This window comes from Winogradskyella eximia, assembly GCF_003386165.1.
Lineage (GTDB): Bacteria > Bacteroidota > Bacteroidia > Flavobacteriales > Flavobacteriaceae > Winogradskyella > Winogradskyella eximia.
Genome location: NZ_QRDV01000001.1, coordinates 47,722 through 70,835, shown reverse-complemented (window position 1 = coordinate 70,835; position 23,114 = coordinate 47,722). Strand labels below are relative to the sequence as shown.

Genomic DNA, 23,114 nt, shown 5'->3' with positions numbered 1-23,114 from the left:
TATTTCACCTAAAAATAGGTTGTACTTAGAGTAAATCTTTAAGTACACCTTTGGATTCTTCAAGAGCTTTTTTTGTAGATGTGTATCCCAAGTTAAAAAGAGCATCAATATTATTCATTCCAAAAGTGCCAAAATTTATTAACTCCTGAGGATTTATAACTAAATCACAATCCGGAAATTTGTTCATAGACTCTGCTGCAACTTTAATTTTATAAGCACGTTCTACAATAGAGTAAGAATGCTTTAAATCTTTTATACTTACCTCTTTTAGGGGATTTACATACACACCTATAATTTTATTGCATATGTTCTTTAGAGGTTCTACAGGAAAATTATTTAATGTGCCTCCATCCACATAGAATTTCCCATTGATTTCAGTAAGAGTAAAAACACCAGAAAAAGAAGCTGAGACTGCAATTGGTTTTACGAGTTGCCCATTACTAAATCTTCTTGAGCTTTCATCAATAATATTAGCTGCCATAATAAAGAGCGCTTTTTTTATTTCATTTTGAATATTAAAAACATAATTAATACACAATTAATTTTATTCGAATCAGAATGATATTGTAACAATTATAATATTTTATCGACAAACTGTAATAAAGACTAGCACTTGAATATAATAGTAAGTTCCATAACACCAGAAGATAAAGAAGCCTTAAAGGATGCAAAATCTAATATGCAAAATTTAGGTTGGGCCATACGTAATGTCAATAAAATAGGAAATACAGTAGAAACGGGTGTTAAACATGTGCCTGAAAAAGTATTACTGAAGGTGCAAAGTATAACTCAGTCTGTGTTATTAAAAATAGTAAAATCGAATTTATTAACCATTCAAAAGAACAAAACATTTAAAAAACCTTCAAAAAACATCTATAAAAGTATTGTAACAGGTACAGGTGTATTGAGTGGTTTTTTCGGGTCTTCTACAGGTTTTGGTACTGCTATTTTTGCTTCAGAAGTAACGCTTACAACGAAGTTTTTAATGCGTACTATTATGGATATTGCACGCAGTGAAGGTGAAGATATTTATACTTTAGAAGGGCAAATGGCTTGTCTGCAAGTTTTTGCTCTTGGTGGAGATTCTCTAGATGATGACGGTATGGAAGCTAGTTATTACACGACACGTATGGCATTAAATTCAGCTTTAAGTAACGTTTCGGCAGCAAGTATAAAAATGAGTTTAGATAGCTTAGTTAAAGGAGCAAGTGCTTTGGGTTCTAACGCTATTGGTAACTTCTTGTCTAAAATTGCTACGAGATTAAGTCTTCTTATTAGCGAGAAATTTTTAGCACAAGCCGTACCTATTGTAGGAGCAATTGGTGGAGGTGGTTTAAATTATGTATTTGTAGATCATTTTCAAAAGATGGCAACGGCACATTTTACCATTAGACGCTTAGAGCGAAAGTATGGAGAAGCTGAGGTTAAATCTGTCTATGAGACTATAAACACAGATATTAAAGAAAAGTAGATCTACAATAAAAAAACCAACCACAAATTGCTTCATGGTTGGTTCTGCTATTAATAAATTAAATTTAGACCATTACTATTTTGGTCAACTATTTAGTTACAATTGTTGTTTTTAAATTCTAGTTCGTCGTCTTCTCCTATTTCAAAACTTACTTCGGTTTCGTTATCATCATCATCATCATCATCATCATCGTCATTGTCGTCGTCGTTATCAATTTCATGTAAAATCCACGTATCATTGATATCGTCAAATCCTGGAATATCAAAGGTTACTATGATATTGTTTTCTGTTTCGCTAGTTGTCCATGTTCCATTGGCAGTGTTTCCAGTCCAAGACACTGTAACTGTATTATCTGCAAAGAAGTTAAAAAGGTAACCTGTATAGTTGTCTTCTAAATCATTGTCATTGCGTTCTAATTCGTCTATATGCCAGTCTGAACAACCTATTAAGATAGATTCTAATTGGCTTGGTGTACAGTTTGTACAATCGTCATCATCATAGTCGTAATCATCGTCTTCATCACAATCGTCATCATATTCATCAATGGCATCATCAAGCTCATTAAAATTATTAATTATAATTTCGTTACCATTAGCAATTACAATACTTATAGGAAATTCAAACCCAATTAAATCATCTTCATCTATATCGTCTATAAATTCATAAAGATCATAATCGTTGGTAAATGTGATTGTTTCAATAACTTCGTTATTAGTATTAAAAACGGAAGCTGTAATTGGATATACAAAATCTAAACATTCAATATCATCGTCAAATTCATTTTCATCATTACAATCATCAGCATAATCTTCTAGTTGATCTAAGCTGTTAATTTGAACTTCGGAGTAATCTGCAAAAATAATGGTGATAGGAAAATCGATAACAATAGTATCATCATCATCATCATCAAATTCATCTAGAATATCCTCAAGATCATCATAATCATCAATGTTAGTAATTGTTAATTCTACTCCATTTATGGTTGCTGTTATTGGCAGTTGAATGGTAAAACAATTGGCATTGTAAACAATGTTGTCTACAGAACCATCGTTCATGGCGACTCTTTGAATCTGATTTGTCAAAGCTGAATTAGCTTGTAAAGTAGATTCTGCTGGAGGGTCAATACTTACATCATCTTCAGTTCTACAAGATGTCATAGTTAAGAATAAACCAACTAAGGCAAAAAGGAAAGGTTTCATAGTTTTCATAAATAATTTGTTTTTAGTTTTTCAATTAATAAGGCATATTAATTACCGTCTTTATACTTAGAACAACTGATGAATTAAATGTCCCGAAAAATATATTGTTTTTTTTTATTTAATTATAATTTGAGTTGTTTTGGGTTTTAAATCATTGATTTTAGTTGATTCGATGTATTCCTGTGTTGCGTGGTCTTTAAAAAAAAGTATACTTTTGAGAATTCAAATTTCAAAAAAACACTTTTAATTGTCTAAGTCGCTCCACAAAGATATCTGTGATAAACTACGCTTTTCTAAACTTTACGAAAAGTATGCGCAAAGCATGAGCACTATTCTATACTATAAGTATGGTGATTTATTAAACCCTTCAGATAAAGTGCAAGATGCCTTTATTAAATTATGGGAAAATTGTGCTAAAGTGGCACCTGAAGCTGCAAAATCTTATTTATATACGGTTGCAAATAATATGATGCTTAACGAGGTGAAGCACCAAAAGGTTGTTTTTAAGCACCAAGAAGTAAAGCCTAAGGATTACACTAATGAGACGCCAGAATTTATGCTGCGTAAAAAGGAATTTTTAAAGCGTTACGAAACAGCTTTGTCAACATTAAAAGAAGAAGAACGTGTGGCTTTTCTTCTAAGTAAGGTCGATGGGAAAACCCATAAAGAAATTGCAGAGTTATTAAATATTACCAAAAAAGTAGCTGAACACAGAATTTATGCTGCCTTAAATAAGTTGAAAGATCAATTAGAAGAACTGAATTGAAAATAATTTTGGGACAATTGAAAGTTGAGTTGTTTTATAAGTATAGCATCAAGTTATGGACAAAGAATATTTACTAAAAAAATGGTTGGACAACAACTTATCTGAAGCAGAGGCGGAAGCTTTTAATGCTTTAGAGGATGCGAAGCTGTATAATGAAATAGCAGAAGAAGCAAAGCGGTTTAGTGGTCATCATAATGCAAAAGTGCCTGCATTTGAAGCTTTAGAAAGCCAGTTGCAAAATAAAAAGGCTTCGTCAATTAATTGGATGAATATAGCATCACGATTTGCAGCTGTTTTTGTTATTGGTTTAACCTTATTTTTGTTTTTAAATAGAGATAATACCAATACAATTGCAACCGATTTAGCACAAAAAGAAACCATTACACTTCCTGATAATTCTAGAGTAGAACTTAATGAGTTGTCTCAGCTTACATATAGTCCTTCAAATTGGGAAAACGAAAGAACCTTAAATTTAAAAGGAGAAGCTTTTTTTGATGTCGAAAAAGGAAAGCAATTCGATGTCAATACTGAATTTGGAAAAGTAACCGTTTTAGGAACCGAGTTTAATGTGTTTACAAAGGATAGCATTTTTAAAGTTACCTGTTATGAAGGCTTGGTGCAAGTCAGTTATAACGATGCGGTTACAAAAGTACCAGCCGGTTCAGAGTTTATTTTAAAATCAGGAACTGCTAAAAAATCTAATATTGCTATAGCAGAACCGTATTGGCTTAAAAATATGAGTGTATTTAAAGATGCGTCTGTACAAGCAGTGCTTTTAGAACTCGAAAGTCAATATAATATCACAATTACCGATTCCATTACTGCAAATACGTTGAGATTTACAGGCGCATTTGAGCACGATAACCTTAATAATGCTTTAAAAGCAATTACACAGCCGCTTGGTTTGACCTATGAAATTATAAATAATAAAGAGGTCGTCATACACAATGCTAAAGATTAAGTATATAACTTTTTTAATAAGTGTATTAATTTGCTTTTCAGTAAAAGCACAAGCTAATGATGGAAAAATGTCTATCATACAAGTGCTTAATGAGATTTCTAAAAGTCATAATGTTAATTTCAATTATAAAAGTGACCTTCTAAAAGAGATCTATGTCATTCCTTTAGCTGACGATCTAAGTCTAAATACAAAAATTGAAACCATAGAACAACAGACCAATTTAATTTTTACCAAAATTAGCGACGTGGTCTTTAGTATCACTAAACCCATTACAATTTGTGGTTATTTGCGAGACAACATGGAAAATCCGCTTTGTGGAGCAACTATTCATACAAAACACAATTACACTGTAGCTAATGATGATGGCTATTTTGAAATAGAAGTACCATCATTAGAGACGCTTCTTACCATCCGATTTATAGGTTTTAAAACCATAGAGCGTCAAGCCCAATTTTTTAAATTAAATAGTTGTGACGCTATTACTTTAATTGAAGAAGCTGAAGTGTTTAGTTCTGTAGTGCTCAACGGCTATATTGTTAAAGGTATAGACAAACAACAAGATGGAAGTATCGCTATTGATTATAGCAAGTTTACCTTGCTTCCAGGACTTATAGAGTCTGATGTGTTACATACGGTTCAGGCATTGCCTGGAGTATTAAGCGTTGACGAAACCGTTTCCAATATTAATATAAGAGGAGGGTCTCACGACCAAAATCTAATGCTTTGGGATGGCATAAAAATGTATCAATCCAGTCATTTTTTCGGACTTATTTCAAGTTTCAATCCACAAATCACACAAACGGCAACCGTAATTAATAACGGTACAGATGCGTCTTATACCGATGGTGTTTCAGGAACTATTGATATGCATTCTAGTAAAACCATCGAATCCAATTTTAAAGGTTCCTTTGGAATTAATCTTCTTAATGCCGATTTATTTTTAAATGCACCAATTGGTGAAAAGTCTTCAGTTCAAATTGCAGGACGTAAATCTATTGATGAATTGGTAAGAACACCAACTTATAAAACGTATTTTGAACGTGTGACACAAGATACAGAGGTCGCAGAAAACACCTCTAATGTTAGTAACTCAAATCAAGCCTTCGATTTTTATGATGCGTCTTTAAGGTGGCTTTATAAGCCATCGGATAAGGATTTTTTACGATTAAATTTTATGCTAGTTCATAACGATTTAACCTTTGATGAATCTGCGCTTTTTAATGGAGTAGAAGAAACACGAGAAAGTAGCATTTCTCAAAATAGTATTTCGGTAGGTTTAAATTATCGTCGGCAATGGAATGATAAATTAAGTACTGTGCTCAATGTTTATAATACAGATTATATATTACAAGCAGTAAATGCTAACGTTATGGCAGAACAACGTTTTTTGCAAGAAAATTTAGTGTCTGAAACATCGGCAAAATTAGAAGGGTTTTATACTCAAAACTTATGGCAATTTAATTTGGGCTATAATTTTATTGAATCTGAAATTACAAACTTAAATGATATTGATGTGCCAAGGTTTGTACGACGTGATTCTGAAGTTTTACGAGAACAAGCTGTCTTTGCTCAGGCACAGTTTGAAAATGACACTAAAGATCTTAGCGTTAAGTTAGGAGTAAGGGCGAATTATCTAGAAAAGTTTGATGAATTGATTGTAGAACCGCGTTTAAGTATTCGAAAAGCTTTAGGAAATCATGTTGAATTAGAAGCTTTAGGTGAGTTTAAACATCAAAACACCTCCCAAATTATCAATTTCCAAAATGATTTTTTAGGAGTAGAAAAACGTCGATGGCAACTCACAGATAATGATAGCATACCTATTATTAAGAGCAAACAAGCCTCATTAGGATTGCTTTATAAAAATAAAGGTTGGTTAATAGATGCGAAAGTGTATTACAAAAAAGTTGATGGTATCACCACCCAAAGCCAGGGATTTACCACCAAGTATGAATTTGAAAAAGAAAAAGGAAGCTATGATGTTTTAGGAGCCGAATTTTTAGTCCGAAAGAATTTCAATCATCTAAATACGTGGTTGAGTTATTCATATATAAAAAACGATTATACCTTTAAAACGCTTGAAGAAATTAAATTCCCTAGTAATTTTGATATTACGCATGCCTTTACATTGGGTACTACCTATAGTAATGAGTCGTGGAATATTTCTGCCGGATTAAATTATAGGCTAGGGAAACCAACATCGATACCATTAGTAGAAAATGAAGTTACAGGTAATAATATCAATTTTGATAAGGCAAATAACGAACGATTACAAGATTATTTAAGAATTGATGCTTCAGTGCTTTATAAATTTAAGATAAATAAGGTGTTCCGTTCAGAAGTTGGTATGTCTGCTTGGAATATTTCTGATGTTAAAAATCCAATCAACAACTATTATAGGATTGATGCAGAGGATAATGCAATAAAGTTTTCCAGATATTCGTTAGGGATTACGACTAATGCTGTTTTACGTATTTATTTTTAGAAGTAGATTTATAGTTTAACTATAATTATTAGATGTAAAGTTTAGGTTAAATCTAGGATTAGATTCAATCCTATTAATAATAATTAAAAATTAATACTATATTTGTCGCTGAAATGAGTTAAAAATGTAGCTAACTTCCCTAACTTAAGTGCTTTTTTAACTGTTCGTCGAGAAAATTTACCGTTTAAGGATGTTTTTAGCCGAATAAATTTTGTCAGCTCAGTTTTTTTTATACTTTTACACCTTATTTAGCAGAATGCAGAACAAGTATATATTAGCCTCAATTTTAGTTTTTTTAGTAGGTTTCGTATCTATGGCACAGAATGGTACACCTCCACCTCCATTGCCACCACCACCACCAGGTCTTCCTATTGACGGTGGAATTATTGCATTATTCGTTGTAGCATTAGTCTACGGAATTTATAAAATGTATAAATTATCTATTAAACGAGTTGCTTAGTTTCTAAGATCGTTTAATCGTTTTACATATTTACCAATAACATCAAATTCTAAATTTACCATATCTCCAGTTTTTAAGTTTTTAAAAGTAGTATGGTTATATGTATAAGGTATTATTGCTACCGAAAACTGATTTAATTGTGAGTTTACAACGGTTAAACTAACTCCATTTACAGTTATTGAGCCTTTTTCAATTGTTATATTGTTGAGGTTTTTGTCATATTCAAAAGTAAAAACCCAACTTCCATCTTCTTCAGTAATTGCTATACATTTTGCCGTTTGGTCTACATGTCCCTGAACTATATGACCATCTAATCTGTCACCTAATTTCATAGCGCGTTCAATATTAATTAGCTGATGTTCTTTTAACGAACCAAGATTTGTTTTATCTAAGGTTTCTTGGATGGCTGTTACAGTGTAGGTATCACCTTCAATATTAACAACAGTTAAACATACACCATTATGAGCAATACTTTGATCTATTTTTAATTCACTTGTTATATGGGTTTGCATTGTAATCTGTAGATTACCTCCATCTTTTACTAATTTATTAATTGTTCCTAAATCTTCAATAATACCTGTAAACATAAATTGTACTTTTATTAGTTAACTCAAATTAGCAATGTAACTTTGTGATTCGGTTTTAAAAATGCAATAAAATAATATATTTTAAAGTAGTTTCAAATCGTAATTAATTTTATAAGACTTAATTTGGGTTAAATTTGTAATTACAAAGTTAAACCCAATTTATGAATTATAACTTTGTTTGATGTATAGAAATTTAGATTAAATGCAAAGTTGTTTAGTCATTTTTCATATCAATTAACATAACATATTTATGAAGCAAAAAGAATCGGTCATTGTAGGTATATCAGTAGGAGATCTTAATGGAATTGGACCAGAAATTATAATTAAGGCTTATGAAGATCCGAGATCTTTAGAGTTAAGTACTCCTGTGATTTTTGCATCTGGTAAAACGATGCAGTTTTTTAAAAATCATTTTAAGAGCAAAATCAATTTTTTTAATATAGATACACTAGATAAAATTGCAATCGGAAAAGTTAACGTGGTCAATGTTTGGAACGAAGCTGTAAATATAGATTTCGGGAAGAACGATAAAACGATAGGTGAGTATGCCATTAAATCTTTGGTTGCAGCAACAAATGCATTAAAAGAAGGTTCTATAGATGTATTGGTTACAGCACCAATTAATAAACAGAACATCCAATCAGATACTTTTAATTTCCCTGGTCATACCGATTATTTAGCTAAAGCCTTAAACGGTAAAAGTTTAATGTTTATGGTTTCTGATGCATTACGCGTAGGACTTTTAACAGATCATGTACCACTTAAGGACGCTAGTAGTACTATAACAGAAAGTCTTATAAAGGAAAAAATAGCAACAGTTATGAAATCCTTAAAGCAAGATTTTGGGATAAGAAAACCGAAAGTAGCAATTTTAGCTATTAATCCGCATGCTGGTGATAATGGTGTGATTGGCAATGAAGATGATACCGTCTTAAAACCTGCCTTAGAAAAAATAAAATCTGATGGAAGTTTAGTTTACGGTCCATATTCTGCCGATAGCTTTTTTGGATCTAATACCTACAAAAATTTTGATGCAATTATTGCGTCATATCACGATCAAGGCTTAATTCCGTTTAAAACAATCGCTTTTGGTCAAGGTGTTAATTATACTGCAGGATTGGAAAAAGTGAGAACCTCACCCGATCATGGAACAGCTTATGAAATCGCGGGAAAAGGAATAGCTGACGAAAGCTCAATGAAGCAAGCCATCTATACTGCAATTCAGATTTTTAAACAAAGGGAAGAGTATAATCACTACAGTAAAAACCCCTTAAAAAAGACATCACGATAGTTATAAACAAAATTTGTTGATATCTAAGCTGTAAATAAGGAAAATTTTATATATTTGCACGCTCAAATTGAATGTGATAATGAAGGCATTAAAATCTTATACAATCCCTTTTGTTGGATTAAAAGTAGGAGAGCATCATTTTGATTATCAAATTGATAATACGTTCTTTCAACATTTTGAATACGATGAATTCAATGCAGTTGACGTTAAAATAGACCTTAAATTAGATAAAAAATCGACACTTTTAGAGTTGCTTTTTTGTGCTGAAGGTGTAGTAAATGTAAATTGTGATATCACCAATGAACCCTATGATCAGGCAATTAATGACGAGTTTAAGCTTGTTGTAAAGTTTGGGAACGAGTACAATGATGAGAATGAAGACATATTAATTATACCACATGGTGAGTATGAAATTAATGTCGCACAATATATATATGAACTAATTATTTTAGCAGTTCCTATTAAGCGCGTTCATCCTGGTATTGAAGACGGTTCATTACAGTCGGATATACTTTCAAAATTAGAAGAATTAAGTCCAAGTGAGGACATAAAAACAAAATCATCTGAGGATATTGATCCTCGTTGGAATAATTTAAAAAAACTATTAACGGATAAATAACATTTAAAATGGCACATCCAAAGCGTAAAATATCGAAAACAAGAAGAGATAAAAGAAGAACTCATTATAAAGCTTCTGTACCTCAAATAGCAACTTGCCCAACAACTGGTGAGCCACACTTATACCATAGAGCACATTGGCACGAAGGTAAATTATATTACAGAGGTCAAGTATTAATTGACAACTCTGTTGAAGAAGAAAACGCAGCATAAGTATTATGCATGCATACAAGAAAACGCTCCTTTGTGAGCGTTTTTTTTGTTATTATTTTTTGGATAGCGCAAAAACCATTTACTTTGCGTAAATAATTGCCCGAAAACCATAAAAACTGATTAAAATGCACTGTTTTTTGTCAATTTTACATACTTTTAATTATCTAAATCCTAATAATGAGTAAAATCACAGCAGCAATTACAGCTGTCGGAGGCTATGTTCCAGACTTTGTTTTAACAAACAAAGAACTAGAAACGATGGTAGAAACTAACGACGAATGGATTACCACAAGAACAGGTATTAAAGAACGCAGAATTCTAAAGGAAGATGGAAAAGGAACATCGTTTTTAGCCATAAAAGCTGCAGAAGATTTAATACAGAAAAAAGGTTTAGACCCTAAGGAAATAGATTTAGTAATTGTTTGTACTGCTTCACCAGATATGAAAGCGGCTTCAACTGCAGCTTACACGGCTACACAAATAGGTGCTGTTAATGCATTTTCATACGATTTGGAAGCCGCATGTTCTAGTTTTCTTTTCGGAATGTCAACAGCAGCAGCATATATAGAAGCTGGCCGTTATAAAAAAATTCTTTTAATAGGGGCTGATAAAAATTCATCATTTATAAATTATAAAGATAGAGCAACATGCATCATTTTTGGAGATGGAGCAGGTGCCGTTTTATTTGAACCTAATAATGAAGGTTTAGGTCTTCAAGATGAGTTATTAAGAAGTAACGGAGAAGGAAGAGAGTTTTTACAAGCTACTTATGGAGGTTCTTCATATCCTATAAATGAAGATACGTTTAAAGAAGGTAAACACTACATTTTTCAAGATGGAAAAACCGTATTCAAAAATGCAGTTTTTAATATGGCAGATGTTGCAGAAAAAATAATGACAAGAAACCATCTTACAAACGATGATATTTCGTGGTTAGCGGCACACCAAGCTAATAAACGCATTATTGATGCTACAGCTAACAGAATAAATTTAGAAGATAAAAAAGTAATGATGAATATTCAAAGGTATGGAAATACAACTTCCGCTACCTTACCATTGTTATTATTTGATTATGAATCACAACTTAAAAAAGGTGATAAAATTATTTTTGCTGCCTTTGGTGGCGGATTTACTTGGGGCTCAATTTATTTTAAATGGGCTTATAATTCCTAACAAAAAAACTAACTAATAAATATCTAAACATTATGGATTTAAAAGAAATTCAGAACTTAATAAAGTTTGTAGCTAAATCTGGCGCAAGTGAGGTTAAGTTAGAAATGGACGACATTAAAATTACCATTAGAACAGGTTCAGAAGATACTACAATTGTTCAACATATGCCAATGCAAGCAGCACCTGTTATGCAACAGCAAATGCCTGCACAGCCAGCTGTGGCAGTAACTACAGAAGATGCAGCAGCATCTGCAGCTGCAGTTGAGGACTCAAAATATATTACTATAAAGTCACCAATAATTGGTACATTTTATCGTAAACCGTCACCAGACAAACCTGTCTTTGTAGAAGTAGGTACAGATATTAAAGAAGGTGATGTACTTTGTGTAATTGAAGCGATGAAGTTATTCAATGAAATTGAATCAGAAGTTTCTGGTAAAATTGTAAAAGTACTTGTGGATGATTCGTCACCAGTAGAGTTTGATCAGCCATTATTTTTAGTTGATCCATCATAACCAAATTTAAAATTCCAAAACATAAATCCCAATACGTTGGAATTTGGAATTTGAAATTTTAAATACCTAAAAGTTATGTTTAAAAAAATACTAATTGCCAATAGAGGTGAAATAGCGCTTAGAGTTATAAGAACCTGTAAAGAAATGGGAATTAAAACCGTCGCAGTTTATTCAACTGCAGATGCAGATAGCCTACATGTTAAGTTTGCAGACGAAGCTGTTTGTATTGGTCCGCCAGCAAGTAATTTGTCTTATCTTAAAATAGCCAATATTATTGCAGCAGCAGAAATTACAAATGCAGATGCGATTCATCCAGGTTATGGTTTTTTATCAGAAAATGCTAAATTTTCTAAAATTTGTGAAGAGCATGGTATAAAATTTATTGGTGCTTCTGAAGAAATGATTAATAGAATGGGAGACAAGGCAAATGCCAAAGCGACCATGAAAGCTGCAGGTGTACCATGTGTGCCAGGAAGTGAAGGAATTATTGAAACCTTTGAAGACTGTAAAAAAGTAGCTAAAGAAACAGGTTATCCTGTAATGCTTAAAGCTTCTGCAGGTGGTGGAGGTAAAGGTATGCGTGCCGTTTGGAAACCAGAAGATCTTCAAAATGCATGGGAATCTGCGCGTGCAGAATCTAAAGCTGCATTTGGAAATGATGATATGTATATGGAGAAGCTTATTGAAGAGCCTCGTCATATAGAAATACAAATTGTTGGTGATTCTCGTGGTAAAGCATGTCATCTCTCAGAAAGAGATTGTTCTATACAAAGACGTCATCAAAAATTAACAGAAGAGGTGCCTTCTCCATTTATGACAGATAAATTGAGAACTAAAATGGGTAAAGCTGCAGTAAAAGCAGCTGAGTACATTAAGTATGAAGGAGCCGGAACAGTGGAATTCTTAGTAGATAAACACAGAAATTTCTACTTTATGGAGATGAATACACGTATTCAAGTAGAACACCCAATAACAGAACAAGTTATTGATTTCGATTTAATCCGTGAACAAATCTTAGTAGCAGCAGGAGTACCAATTTCTGGTAAAAATTATACTCCAAATTTACATTCTATTGAATGTAGAATAAATGCAGAAGATCCATTTAACGACTTTAGACCTTCTCCAGGAAGAATTACAACGTTACATGCACCAGGAGGTCATGGCGTAAGATTAGATACTCATGTATATGCTGGTTATAGCATTCCTCCTAATTATGATTCAATGATTGCAAAGCTGATTACAACAGCTCAAACGCGTGAAGAAGCTATCAATAAAATGAAGCGTGCTTTAGATGAATTCGTAATAGAGGGCATTAAAACTACCATACCATTCCATCGACAGTTAATGGATCATCCAGATTATTTAGCAGGAAACTATACTACTAAATTTATGGAAGATTTCGAAATGAAGAAGGAAATAGAAGATTAAATAAAAACCCAAACTTTTCAGTTTGGGTTTTTTACTTATAAGAGTTTTTAAATGAATTTATGACATTTTTTTAATTATAGGAAAAATACACTAAATTTATGGATTAAAAAAAATCACATATGATGAATAAAAATTACGTAATAAAAATTGCGACAATTGTAATAGCATTTATGTCTTTATCTGCTACCTCACAAAATTCAAATGAATTGTGGACAAGTGTTAGCGGATCTAAAGCAAAACAGTCAGAACAAGTTTTAAGAAAAATTGAACTCAAAACAGAGAAATTTTTCCAATTAAACCTTGAAGGATTAAAAAATGCATTACTAAATGTTGGGGATAGAGAAAATCAAGGAAATACAGTAATTTCTTTCCCTAATTCAGAAGGCAAACTAAATAAGTTTAGAGTATTTGAAGCCTCTATAATGGAGCCAGAGCTTCAAGCTCAGTTTCCTAACATGAGAACCTATGCAGGTCAAGGTATTGACAATCCTACAGAAATAATTAGATTTAGTATCACACCAAAAGGTTTACATGCTATGTTTTTAGGAACGTCTAATGGTACCCAGTTTATAGATCCATTTTCTACAACAGGGAATATCTATACCGTTTATGCTAAGAAAAATTTAGAGGCTAGAAATTTTGACTTTGAATGTGGTGTTATTGATGGTTTAGAAACTTTAGATAGATCTTTTGAAGATACAACTCAAGCAAGAAATGCTGATGACGGAATGTTAAGAAATTATCGTCTTGCTGTAGCTTGTACAGGAGAATACGCTGCTTTTCATGGAGGAACTACGGCAGGTGCATTAGCTGCAATAGTTGTAACTATTACAAGAGTTAATGGAGTATACGAAAGAGATTTGTCAATAACAATGACTTTGGTAGCTAATAATACTAGTATTATTTATACCAATGCTTCAACAGATCCTTTTAATAATAATAATACAGGGACTTTAATTAGTCAGAGTCAAAGTCAAATAAACGCTACAATTGGTTCATCTAATTACGATATCGGACATACGTTTAGTACTGGAGCCGGAGGATTAGCAGGTTTGGGTGTAACGTGTGTAAATAGTGCTAAAGCAAGTGGTGTAACTGGTATAGGACAACCTATTGGTGATTCTTTTGATATCGATTATGTTGCACATGAGTTGGGTCATCAATTTGGTGCTCCTCACACTTTTAATGGTACTGTTGGTAGTTGTGCAGGTGGAAATAGATCAGCCTCAAATGCCTATGAGCCAGGAAGTGGATCTACTATAATGGCTTATGCAGGTATCTGTGGCTCAGACAATATTCAAATAGGATCTGATGCTTATTTTCACCAAAATAGTATTAATCGTATTTGGTCTCACGTTACAAGTACAGGTTCTTGTCCTGTAAATAGGTCTGCAACTGGTAACACTGAACCAGTAGCTATTGCAGGTGCGGATTATACAATTCCACAAGGAACGCCTTATAAATTAGATGGAAGTGGTTCATCTGATGTCGATGGAATGTCAACACTAACTTATACTTGGGAACAATACGATTTGGGAACAGCAGGATTGCCTACTGAAACTTCAACTTCTGGACCATTAGTAAGATCATTTGAAGGTACAGCTGACCCAGTTAGATATATTCCTAGATTATCAGATATAATAAGTAATGGAGGAGTTTCTACTACATGGGAAAAACTAGCAATGGTTAATAGAAATATAAAGTTCTTATTAACTGTAAGAGATAATGATGCAAGTGGAGGGCAAACAGATGTAGATCAGATGATAGCAACAGTAACTACAGCCGCAGGACCTTTTACTGTTACATCGCAGAATGTAAGTGGAATTTCTTGGGCAGCAGGTTCTACCCAAACAATTACTTGGGATGTCGCAGGAACAACTGGAAATGGCGTAAATGAAGCCAATGTTAATATTTTATTATCTACCGATGGTGGTAACAATTTTGATACTGTTTTAGCTTCTAACACACCAAATGATGGTTCACACATCATAACGGTGCCTAACGTTGTATCTTTTAGTAGTAGAATAATGGTTGAAGCAGCAAATGGTATATTTTTTAACGTTAATAGTAATAATTTTGCAGTAGGTGGTGCTTCTGTCTCATGTACTACTTATAGTGATAACAATGCAAACGCTGCAATAGCAGATGGTACAGGTTCGGGTTCTAACCCTGCAAATGGTACACCTTTGATAAGAACTATTAATGTTCCTGATAATTTTACTATTGAATCTCTTAAGTTTAATGTAGACATAGCACATACTTATGTTGGAGATTTATTAGTAAGATTAATTCATCCAGATGGTACTACTGAGGTTAATGTTTGGTCTGGAAATTGTAGTGATAATGATGATATACTTATTGAATTCGAAGATAATGCATCAGAAATAGATTGTGCATTGACTGGATCTGGGAATACTTATAATCCATCAGAACCATTATCAGAATTTACAGGGTTGAATGCTCAAGGAGATTGGACAATTTTAATTGCAGATTTCTTTTCTGGTGATACAGGTATATTACAAAATTGGTCATTAGAATTCTGTGTAGAATCTTTGAGTGTTGAAGAAAATGAGCTTGATAACCTAGCGATCTATCCTAATCCTAACAACGGATCGTTTAATGTTGGATTTAATCCAAAATCTGGTGAAGCGATTTCAATTGATGTTTATGATATGAGAGGGCGTTCAATCTATAATAAAATTTATAGTAGCGTTAGTAGATTTGAAGAAGTGGTACAACTTAATAACGCACAATCGGGTGTTTATATGTTAACCATTTCAGATGGCTCAAGAAAAGTGACCAAGAAAATAATAGTAGATTAAGAATTTAATTTATATTTTAAAAGCTCCTAAATATTTAGGAGCTTTTTTTATGCTATGAATTTATCTTATTGGGAAATAAAAAATTGGTTAACTAACATTGATTTTACAATTGTTGGAAGTGGAATTGTAGGTCTTAATTGTGCATTGCAATTAAAACAACGATATCCAACATCTAAAATTTTAATTCTTGAAAAAGGAATTCTTCCACAAGGAGCGAGTACAAAAAATGCAGGTTTTGCGTGTTTTGGAAGTTTAAGTGAAATAATAGATGATTTAAAACATCATTCTAAAGAAGAAGTTTTAGAATTAGTTAAAAAGCGTATTAATGGGCTTCGGATGCTTCGAGAAACTTTAAGCGACAAAACTATAGGTTATCAAAATTTGGGTGGTTATGAACTGTTTCTAGAGTCTAATGAAGCACTTTATAATTTGTGCTTAACTAAGCAAGATGAAATTAACCAATTGCTATATCCAATATTTAATACTGAAGTGTTTGCTTTTAAAGCTAATAATCTTGGTTTCAAAAATGTAATATCTAATTATAGTTTTAATCAATTTGAAGGTCAAATTGATACCGGAAAAATGATGGATGCTTTATTAAAAAAAGTACAATCATTAGGAATTAAAATATTGAATAATACTACCGTCGAAGCATTTTCAGAAGATTTAAATACAGTAAAAATTAAAACCAACCATTTCAATCTAACAACAAAGAAACTTTTTATTGCTACTAACGGATTTGCAAAACAGCTTAATATTCCTAAAGTAAAACCAGCAAGAGCGCAAGTTTTAATTACTAAACCTATAAAAAACCTTCATATTAAAGGTACATTTCATCTAGATGAAGGTTATTATTATTTTAGAAATATAGATAATAGGATATTGCTTGGTGGTGGTAGAAATCTCGATTTTAAAGCAGAGGAAACTACAGAATTTGCAGAAACACAAACCATTCAAAATAAACTAGAAGAACTATTAAAAACCACTATTTTACCAAATTTAGAAGTGGAAGTTGAGCATCGTTGGAGTGGAATTATGGGAGTTGGAAAACAGAAAAAAGCGATTGTAAAACAATTATCAGATAATGTATATTGTGGAGTACGTTTAGGTGGTATGGGAATAGCAATTGGTAGTTTAGTAGGTAAAGAATTAGCAGATTTAGTAGAGTAATAAATGAGAAAATTGTTAAGATTTTTTGGTAAACTAGTTTTTTGGTGTGTTGTCTTATCTATTGGGTTGGTGGTTCTATTTAAATATGTTCCAGTACAAGCGACTCCTTTAATGTTTATCCGTTATTTTGAAAATACTAATGAAACTAATAATTGGAAACACGATTGGGTTTCAATTGATAAAATCTCTAAAAACATACAATTAGCTGTGATTTGTAGTGAAGATCAGAAGTTTTTAGAACATAGCGGTTTTGATATTGAAGCTATTGAAAAAGCTTATGAATACAATAAAAAGGGAAAACGGATTAGAGGAGGTAGTACTATTAGTCAGCAAACAGCTAAAAATGTATTCTTATGGCCAGATCGCAGTTGGCTGCGTAAAGGGTTAGAAAGTTATTTTACGTTTTTAATTGAAAATATTTGGACCAAAGACCGCATTTTAGAAGTCTATTTAAATAGTATTGAAATGGGACCTGGTATCTATGGTGTTGAAGCTGCCTCTCAATATTGGTTTAAAAAATCGGCAGCTAATTTAAGTGCTTATGAAGCTGCAGCAATAGCTTCAATATTGCCAAACCCAAGAAAATACCGTGCTAATCCTGCTACTAACTATATTCAAAAACGAAAGCAATGGATTGTAAAGCAAATGAAATTCTATGGTGAGTTTCAATTAAAGGATAAAAAATGACAATAAAAGAACAATTGTATAATTTGTGTTTAGTATTTGTTGAGCAACGTTTAATAACGGTGAATAAAGCCATTTTAGATATTCAAAATTCACTACAGTCTGAAACTAAGAGTAGTGCAGGTGATAAGCACGAAACAGGACGAGCAATGCTACAATTAGAACGTGAAAAAGCAGGTCATCAGTTAGCAGAAATCGAAAAACAAAAGCAAATTCTTCATAAGGTAAATGTGGAATCTAAACACCAAAAAGTGGCATTAGGTTCTGTAATAAAAACAACACAAGCCAATTATTTTATTGCTGTTAGTGCTGGCGAAATAGTAATAGATAAAACTACTTATTATGCTATTTCTGCCGCGACACCTATTGCGCAATTATTATTGTCAAAAGGTGTTGGTGATAAGGTAGCTTTTAGGGATGCTAAGTTTGAAATTCTTGAAGTTTTGTAAAACGATTTTTTTTATCGTTAAGAAAGTAGTTCAAATACTACTAAATCATTTTTCCTTATTTTAAATCAATTGTTTAGGCCTTATAAGCAATAAAACTTTTCTTGTGTTTTTTGAAAAATTAAATTCTTTTTCTCAAAATTATTTAAATTTATCTGATAATTTCAAATAATAATACACAATCAATTTATAGCAATTAAAAAGTGGTTCAAATTATTTTGAAACTTTTATGAAGATAATCTTACCTATATTTACATTGGAGCTGTGCTCAATAAAAATAGATTCTGAATTATATTCAGCCTCAATCAACCAAGAATTGCCATTAAAATAAGACGTTTTAACCACAGCTTTTAAATCTGACTGGTTTACAATCTTAACCTGATTAGCATACACAATTCCATAAGGTTCTATCACGTTAAATTCGCTAAAAAATGAGGCTATTAATGGCAATTTTGGATGGTTATAAATATGTTGAGGTGTGTCTTTGGCGATAATTTCTGATTGATGAATAACTAAAAGTTGGTCTGCAAAACCAAGCACGTCATTTTTATCGTGAGTGGCAACAACACAGGCAATATTATTTTCTTTTAGATATTTAAAAACGCTTCGTCTTAGTGATTGTTTTTTAAAATTATCTATATGACTAAAAGGTTCATCTAGTAATAAAATTTCTGGTTGTTTTGCCAATGCTCTAGCAATGGCAACACGTTGTTTTTGTCCTCCACTTAATAGTTTTACTTTGGTTTTGGCAAAGGCTTCGAGCTCTACAACTTTGATTAATTCCTCTGTGCGTTTTTGTTTTTCTTCAGGATAAAAGCGTGACAAGTATTTACCTATGTTTTCTTCAACCGTAATGAAAGGCATAAGGTCAAATTCTTGGGTCACGTATTTCATAAAATCGTAACCAACCACTAAGTTGTGTTTTGGACCTAAGATTTCTTCGTCTTTCCAAAAAATATGACCTTGTTTTAAATCGTATTCGCCATAAATTAATTTTAAAAGTGTACTTTTTCCTGAGCCACTTTCTCCAATAATCGCTAGATTTTCTCCTGCTTCAACACTAAAGTCAATAGCCTTTAAAATCTTAGTTTTTGAATATCCAAAAGAGACGTTTTCTACCTTTAACATAATGCAAAAATAACACAAAAAAACCGCTTGATTTCTCAAACGGTTTTCAAAAAAAGTATGGTTTTAAATTATTGCTTTATGAACTTTCGTTTCATTACTCGTCCTTCTGATTCTAACCTTAAAAAGTAAACACCACTTGTTAAAGTAGAAACATCTATCGTAGTTGATTTAAGTTTTAAATTAAGAACACGTTTCCCATTAATATCAAAAACCGTTGCAATTTTATTATTTAGATCTGCTGAGGTTTTAATATTAAGTTCATCTTCCACTGGGTTAGGATATATAGAAACGTCTTCTAAAGTTTCATCAATAACACTTAAAACAGAACCTTCTACAATATTATGAGTCGTATTTATATCTGGATTTGCAATATAATCTACAATGCCAGAAGGCCAATATATTGTTATACTATTAATAACTGTATCTGTCCCAATACCAAAATGAGTATTTAATGAACTCATAAATTCAAAACCTTCACCACTTCTTACATCTCTAATTTGTTTTCCTGAAGGTGTTAGTATTTCAATTCTAGCTCCAATTCCGTTATAATTACTACTATTACCAACGGTGTTTATTTTAATCCAATTATTAGAATTTGTATTATTGATATGAATATTACCACTTCTAAATACGTCTAAGAATCCATCATTATTAGCATCTCCTATGGCACCTGTTGGCGGCATATAATTGTCGTAGTTGGTAAATGTGAAATCACCATTGTTGAAAAGTATATCACCATTAGTCAATATGTCTACATAACCATCATTATCAAAATCTGCTGGTGCATTTTCAATGCCCATTGATGCGTCTAAAACACCTGAGCCAGCTGTGACATCTGTAAATGTACCATCTCCATTATTGCGCATTAATTTAGAATTTCCATTACTATCACTACTTGCACCAACATAAACATCCATATCTCCATCGTTATCATAATCTGCCCAAGCTGAAGACCAGGTTTGTACATTATCACCAAGATTAGAAGAGTTGTTATGTCCAACACCTGAATAATTAGTATTGTACCATCCATTACTATCTGCGACATTTACAAAAACTCCGTTTCCATCATTTCTCCAGAGTTCGTTGGTGCTAATCGTTGTGGATCCTCCACGACATTTAGCAATAAACAAATCCATGTCTCTATCGTTATCAAAATCAATCCAAACAGTACCGTAATTTCCTCCACCAGGTGTTAAACCTAGTCCATTTGGAACTACTCCAGCACTTTGTCCTTGATAATAATTTAAATTTCCAGAACCATCATTAATGTAATACACATTTGCTTGAACATCATGACAAACAAAAGCATCTAAATGACCATCGTTGTTAATATCAACAAAATTAGAACGTTGAGAGAAAATATCTTCCGGACCAGATATTTCAGTATAAGCTGTACCTGTATCATTAGCTTTCATAAATGTTACTCCATTTGTTGCTCCGTATAAAAGATCGTTATAACCATTCTTATCGAAGTCTCCAGCGGCTAAACTCCAACTAGGAGAATAATCAGCATTTGTTGTTGCGATGTTAACCATGTTAAAGCCACCTGACGCTAATTGATAATGAACATTTATATTATTTGCGCTTACTGAAACTACATCATCTAAAAAATCTCCGTTGAGATCAACTAAAGCGATGTCGTAAGTTTCAGATGTGCTAATAGGATTTGCTGTGAACGTAACAGGGTATTCAGATAAGTCTGTACCTGTAGTGAAGCTTATAGTTTCCCAAAGACTAAAACCATCAGATCCACAGACTGCTCTAACATAAACGATATAATTGGTTTCTTGAGTTAAACTAGAGAATGTGTAAGATAAATTAGTAATTGTTGTGCCAGTGGTTGGAGGGTTCTCAGAAGCTAATTGTATTGCTATTTCCCATGATGTTTCTGTACTACCTATATTCCAATTAGCTTGAGCACTATTGGCATTAACATTGTTAATAGATAGATTAAGGACACTAGGGCAAGCAGGTGGCTCCATAGAACTTATTGTTGGTGAGTCTATACAAAATCCCCATCCGTAAGTTGAATTATCATTATAAGATAAACGATACCTAAAGTTTTGTAGCTGGTTGCTTGTAAAAGGGGTTATAGTTAAAAGGTCACTAGTGAAAAAAGTACGATTTCTATTACAGAAGTTTGATCCAAAATTGGTATTGTCGCTAACTTTGTTTCCCCAATTTGTCCATTGACTGTTATCAGCATCCCAATACTGTAATCTAAACTCTTCAGAGCCAATAGTGTTTAGGACATATTGGAAAGTAACTAATATTTCACTTTCGTTTGCATTATAAGCGGCTGTCAGATCAATAATTGGAGATTCTGAAGCAACGCTGTTATCTGATGTTCCACCAGCATCGTCATCGTCAAATGAAAATGATGAGATACTAGTTGGATCAGCATATAAGTACGCTAGGTTATAAGTGCCTGTAACACTCCAATTTTCATTGGGCCAATTGGCAGGCTGATTTAATACTTGTGCTTTTGCAGTGAAGCAAAACAAAGCAAAAAGGGATGTGATTAGTAAAGTTTTTTTCATGGTTATTTGGTTTAGTTGCAGTCTGTGTTTAGTGAGGTTATCCATTCTTCGATGAGATCAACACCTTCGTTGTGTCTTAAACTTCTTCCAAGAAGAGGCATTCTAGTAGAGGGTTCTACAGAAATTAGTCTGTAGTGTAAAACTGAGTTTCTAGCATCTCCAGGTTCAACAATATGGTTTAATTCTTCTCCAAGATCAGTGTCTGGTTCTATACAAACACCCATATTACCATAATCTTCGGTATCACTATACCCAAAGCGCATAGGTCTATATGCACAATGTGTTTCTTCAGAATGGCAATGTGCACAATTAATTTCTAGGTAAGCTCTAACTCTCGACTCTAAAGGTTGAGATGTGTCACTATAATTGGGTAAACGCGAAATGTTTTCAGGAAGCGAATTTTCTAGGTAACCTAAGGCTACTAATTTATTAAGTTGATTATCAGATCCCTCTTCATAATCATATATCAAATTTAAGTTTCTTGGTTTTGGACCAATAGGTTCTGGTGTTTCTTGTATTTTATGACAAGTAAAACATTTAGCTTCGGATGGAACTCTATATTGTACTGTGTTTGTATTTCCATTTTCTTGCCATTGTAAATCTACAAAACTGCCATTAAGGTTAAAAGTGGCTTCGTCTTGATCTTCGTTCCATATATAATTAGCAAATATCCAACCTTCACTTTTTCTAATCATTAAACGCGTTTCAATGAGTTGTGTTTCATTATTTGGGAGAACATTATCGTAATAGAAATTTTTTATTAAAACAGCACCAACAGGAAAATCTAAAGAAACATCATCGCTAATATAGGTTGCCTTAGTATTATTTGGCATCCAAACAAACCGTTTTTTTTTGGCGTAATCTGTAAATAAACTGGAGTTTAATGTATATGGAATAACACCAGAGTTTGGATTTAAGTCTTTAAGATCTCCGTTGAAAAAGTTATATTCTGAAAGTGTTTGGTATGGTACATTTTCTATTTCGAAAGTGACCGGATTGGGATCAATAATTAATGGAGTTAAGCCATCATCTTTAGCACAAGAAAACAGAAGCGAAACTAAAAGAAAACAGAGATAGTATTTTTTTTTCATTTGCAATAACTCTACTACATCAATAAGACAATTAAGTGAATAAAAACCCTACCGTGGATGAAAAAT

At 32.5% G+C, this 23,114-nt stretch carries 21 protein-coding genes; 15 read left to right on the top strand and 6 right to left on the bottom strand.

Translation table 11 applies throughout. From position 1 onward, the window contains the following. Nucleotides 1–25: 25 nt before the first annotated feature. Nucleotides 26–481 (bottom strand): patatin-like phospholipase family protein, encoded by a 456-nt coding sequence (locus DFQ10_RS00325; protein WP_115815445.1) that lies wholly within the window; start codon nucleotides 479–481, stop codon nucleotides 26–28. A 132-nt stretch (nucleotides 482–613) separates the two neighbouring features. On the opposite strand from DFQ10_RS00325, the gene DFQ10_RS00320 reads away from it, so the two are divergent. After that, entirely contained in the window at nucleotides 614–1,471 is an 858-nt protein-coding gene (locus DFQ10_RS00320) for an EcsC family protein (RefSeq protein WP_115815444.1), read from the top strand. 92 nt (nucleotides 1,472–1,563) lie between these two features. On the opposite strand, the gene DFQ10_RS18470 is transcribed toward DFQ10_RS00320, so the two are convergent. Next, nucleotides 1,564–2,679, bottom strand: a complete 1,116-nt coding sequence (locus tag DFQ10_RS18470; protein WP_181897548.1) for a hypothetical protein — start codon at nucleotides 2,677–2,679, stop codon at nucleotides 1,564–1,566. 238 nt (nucleotides 2,680–2,917) lie between these two features. On the opposite strand from DFQ10_RS18470, the gene DFQ10_RS00310 reads away from it, so the two are divergent. The 4 genes from DFQ10_RS00310 to DFQ10_RS00295 all read left to right on the top strand — a co-directional run bounded on the left by DFQ10_RS00310 (nucleotide 2,918) and on the right by DFQ10_RS00295 (nucleotide 7,342). Then, a complete protein-coding gene (locus DFQ10_RS00310) occupies nucleotides 2,918–3,436 on the top strand; it encodes an RNA polymerase sigma factor (RefSeq protein ID WP_115815443.1) in 519 nt (172 codons plus the stop codon). Nucleotides 3,437–3,491: 55 nt separating this feature from the next. Then, complete coding sequence (locus DFQ10_RS00305) at nucleotides 3,492–4,397, top strand: FecR family protein (protein WP_115815442.1); 906 nt, start codon at nucleotides 3,492–3,494, stop codon at nucleotides 4,395–4,397. A gap of 67 nt (nucleotides 4,398–4,464) precedes the next feature. Next, nucleotides 4,465–6,882 (top strand): TonB-dependent receptor, encoded by a 2,418-nt coding sequence (locus DFQ10_RS00300; RefSeq protein WP_181897547.1) that lies wholly within the window; start codon nucleotides 4,465–4,467, stop codon nucleotides 6,880–6,882. 256 nt (nucleotides 6,883–7,138) lie between these two features. After that, nucleotides 7,139–7,342, top strand: coding sequence for a PID-CTERM protein-sorting domain-containing protein (locus DFQ10_RS00295; protein ID WP_181897546.1), 204 nt, complete (start codon nucleotides 7,139–7,141; stop codon nucleotides 7,340–7,342). On the opposite strand, the gene DFQ10_RS00290 is transcribed toward DFQ10_RS00295, so the two are convergent. Then, complete coding sequence (locus DFQ10_RS00290; RefSeq protein ID WP_115815440.1) at nucleotides 7,339–7,929, bottom strand: riboflavin synthase; 591 nt, start codon at nucleotides 7,927–7,929, stop codon at nucleotides 7,339–7,341. The genes DFQ10_RS00295 and DFQ10_RS00290 overlap by 4 nt on opposite strands. A gap of 250 nt (nucleotides 7,930–8,179) precedes the next feature. Between DFQ10_RS00290 and pdxA the strand changes: the two genes are divergently transcribed. The 10 genes from pdxA to DFQ10_RS00240 all read left to right on the top strand — a co-directional run bounded on the left by pdxA (nucleotide 8,180) and on the right by DFQ10_RS00240 (nucleotide 18,292). Further along, a complete protein-coding gene (gene pdxA / locus DFQ10_RS00285; protein ID WP_115815439.1) occupies nucleotides 8,180–9,220 on the top strand; it encodes a 4-hydroxythreonine-4-phosphate dehydrogenase PdxA in 1,041 nt (346 codons plus the stop codon). Between the two features lie 79 nt (nucleotides 9,221–9,299). Then, complete coding sequence (locus DFQ10_RS00280) at nucleotides 9,300–9,839, top strand: YceD family protein (RefSeq protein WP_115815438.1); 540 nt, start codon at nucleotides 9,300–9,302, stop codon at nucleotides 9,837–9,839. Nucleotides 9,840–9,847: 8 nt separating this feature from the next. Continuing rightward, nucleotides 9,848–10,051, top strand: coding sequence for a 50S ribosomal protein L32 (rpmF, locus tag DFQ10_RS00275; protein ID WP_115815437.1), 204 nt, complete (start codon nucleotides 9,848–9,850; stop codon nucleotides 10,049–10,051). 177 nt (nucleotides 10,052–10,228) lie between these two features. Beyond that, entirely contained in the window at nucleotides 10,229–11,224 is a 996-nt protein-coding gene (locus DFQ10_RS00270) for a beta-ketoacyl-ACP synthase III (RefSeq protein WP_115815436.1), read from the top strand. Between the two features lie 32 nt (nucleotides 11,225–11,256). Beyond that, nucleotides 11,257–11,739 (top strand): acetyl-CoA carboxylase biotin carboxyl carrier protein, encoded by a 483-nt coding sequence (accB, locus tag DFQ10_RS00265; protein WP_115815435.1) that lies wholly within the window; start codon nucleotides 11,257–11,259, stop codon nucleotides 11,737–11,739. A gap of 75 nt (nucleotides 11,740–11,814) precedes the next feature. After that, entirely contained in the window at nucleotides 11,815–13,167 is a 1,353-nt protein-coding gene (accC, locus tag DFQ10_RS00260; protein WP_115815434.1) for an acetyl-CoA carboxylase biotin carboxylase subunit, read from the top strand. A gap of 119 nt (nucleotides 13,168–13,286) precedes the next feature. Continuing rightward, nucleotides 13,287–15,989, top strand: a complete 2,703-nt coding sequence (locus DFQ10_RS00255; RefSeq protein ID WP_115815433.1) for a zinc-dependent metalloprotease — start codon at nucleotides 13,287–13,289, stop codon at nucleotides 15,987–15,989. Nucleotides 15,990–16,043: 54 nt separating this feature from the next. After that, the gene (locus DFQ10_RS00250; RefSeq protein WP_115815432.1) at nucleotides 16,044–17,159 is read left to right on the top strand and encodes an NAD(P)/FAD-dependent oxidoreductase; all 1,116 of its coding nucleotides are present in this window, start codon (nucleotides 16,044–16,046) and stop codon (nucleotides 17,157–17,159) included. Between the two features lie 3 nt (nucleotides 17,160–17,162). Then, nucleotides 17,163–17,846, top strand: a complete 684-nt coding sequence (mtgA, locus tag DFQ10_RS00245; protein WP_115815431.1) for a monofunctional biosynthetic peptidoglycan transglycosylase — start codon at nucleotides 17,163–17,165, stop codon at nucleotides 17,844–17,846. Further along, nucleotides 17,843–18,292: a 3-oxoacyl-ACP synthase gene (locus tag DFQ10_RS00240; RefSeq protein WP_115815430.1), complete on the top strand. Its 450-nt coding sequence runs from the start codon at nucleotides 17,843–17,845 to the stop codon at nucleotides 18,290–18,292. The genes mtgA and DFQ10_RS00240 overlap by 4 nt, the downstream gene beginning before the upstream one ends. Before the next feature lie 210 nt (nucleotides 18,293–18,502). Here DFQ10_RS00240 and DFQ10_RS00235 read toward each other — a convergent pair whose 3' ends face one another. The 3 genes from DFQ10_RS00235 to DFQ10_RS00225 all read right to left on the bottom strand — a co-directional run bounded on the left by DFQ10_RS00235 (nucleotide 18,503) and on the right by DFQ10_RS00225 (nucleotide 23,048). Next, entirely contained in the window at nucleotides 18,503–19,417 is a 915-nt protein-coding gene (locus DFQ10_RS00235) for an ABC transporter ATP-binding protein (RefSeq protein ID WP_115815429.1), read from the bottom strand. A gap of 68 nt (nucleotides 19,418–19,485) precedes the next feature. Next, on the bottom strand, nucleotides 19,486–21,957 hold the full coding sequence (locus tag DFQ10_RS00230) for an FG-GAP-like repeat-containing protein (RefSeq protein ID WP_115816394.1): 2,472 nt from the start codon (nucleotides 21,955–21,957) through the stop codon (nucleotides 19,486–19,488). Nucleotides 21,958–21,968: 11 nt separating this feature from the next. After that, the gene (locus DFQ10_RS00225) at nucleotides 21,969–23,048 is read right to left on the bottom strand and encodes an SO2930 family diheme c-type cytochrome (protein WP_115815428.1); all 1,080 of its coding nucleotides are present in this window, start codon (nucleotides 23,046–23,048) and stop codon (nucleotides 21,969–21,971) included. Nucleotides 23,049–23,114: the final 66 nt, after the last annotated feature.

Coding starts and splice junctions, on each gene's coding strand:
- DFQ10_RS00325 (WP_115815445.1), bottom strand. CDS start 481: ATGGCAGCTAATATTATTGATGAAAGCTCAAGAAGATTTAGTAATGGG.
- DFQ10_RS18470 (WP_181897548.1), bottom strand. CDS start 2,679: ATGAAAACTATGAAACCTTTCCTTTTTGCCTTAGTTGGTTTATTCTTA.
- DFQ10_RS00305 (WP_115815442.1), top strand. CDS start 3,492: ATGGACAAAGAATATTTACTAAAAAAATGGTTGGACAACAACTTATCT.
- DFQ10_RS00300 (WP_181897547.1), top strand. CDS start 4,465: ATGTCTATCATACAAGTGCTTAATGAGATTTCTAAAAGTCATAATGTT.
- DFQ10_RS00295 (WP_181897546.1), top strand. CDS start 7,139: ATGCAGAACAAGTATATATTAGCCTCAATTTTAGTTTTTTTAGTAGGT.
- DFQ10_RS00290 (WP_115815440.1), bottom strand. CDS start 7,929: ATGTTTACAGGTATTATTGAAGATTTAGGAACAATTAATAAATTAGTA.
- pdxA (WP_115815439.1), top strand. CDS start 8,180: ATGAAGCAAAAAGAATCGGTCATTGTAGGTATATCAGTAGGAGATCTT.
- DFQ10_RS00280 (WP_115815438.1), top strand. CDS start 9,300: ATGAAGGCATTAAAATCTTATACAATCCCTTTTGTTGGATTAAAAGTA.
- rpmF (WP_115815437.1), top strand. CDS start 9,848: ATGGCACATCCAAAGCGTAAAATATCGAAAACAAGAAGAGATAAAAGA.
- DFQ10_RS00270 (WP_115815436.1), top strand. CDS start 10,229: ATGAGTAAAATCACAGCAGCAATTACAGCTGTCGGAGGCTATGTTCCA.
- accB (WP_115815435.1), top strand. CDS start 11,257: ATGGATTTAAAAGAAATTCAGAACTTAATAAAGTTTGTAGCTAAATCT.
- accC (WP_115815434.1), top strand. CDS start 11,815: ATGTTTAAAAAAATACTAATTGCCAATAGAGGTGAAATAGCGCTTAGA.
- DFQ10_RS00255 (WP_115815433.1), top strand. CDS start 13,287: ATGATGAATAAAAATTACGTAATAAAAATTGCGACAATTGTAATAGCA.
- DFQ10_RS00250 (WP_115815432.1), top strand. CDS start 16,044: ATGAATTTATCTTATTGGGAAATAAAAAATTGGTTAACTAACATTGAT.
- mtgA (WP_115815431.1), top strand. CDS start 17,163: ATGAGAAAATTGTTAAGATTTTTTGGTAAACTAGTTTTTTGGTGTGTT.
- DFQ10_RS00240 (WP_115815430.1), top strand. CDS start 17,843: ATGACAATAAAAGAACAATTGTATAATTTGTGTTTAGTATTTGTTGAG.
- DFQ10_RS00235 (WP_115815429.1), bottom strand. CDS start 19,417: ATGTTAAAGGTAGAAAACGTCTCTTTTGGATATTCAAAAACTAAGATT.
- DFQ10_RS00230 (WP_115816394.1), bottom strand. CDS start 21,957: ATGAAAAAAACTTTACTAATCACATCCCTTTTTGCTTTGTTTTGCTTC.
- DFQ10_RS00225 (WP_115815428.1), bottom strand. CDS start 23,048: ATGAAAAAAAAATACTATCTCTGTTTTCTTTTAGTTTCGCTTCTGTTT.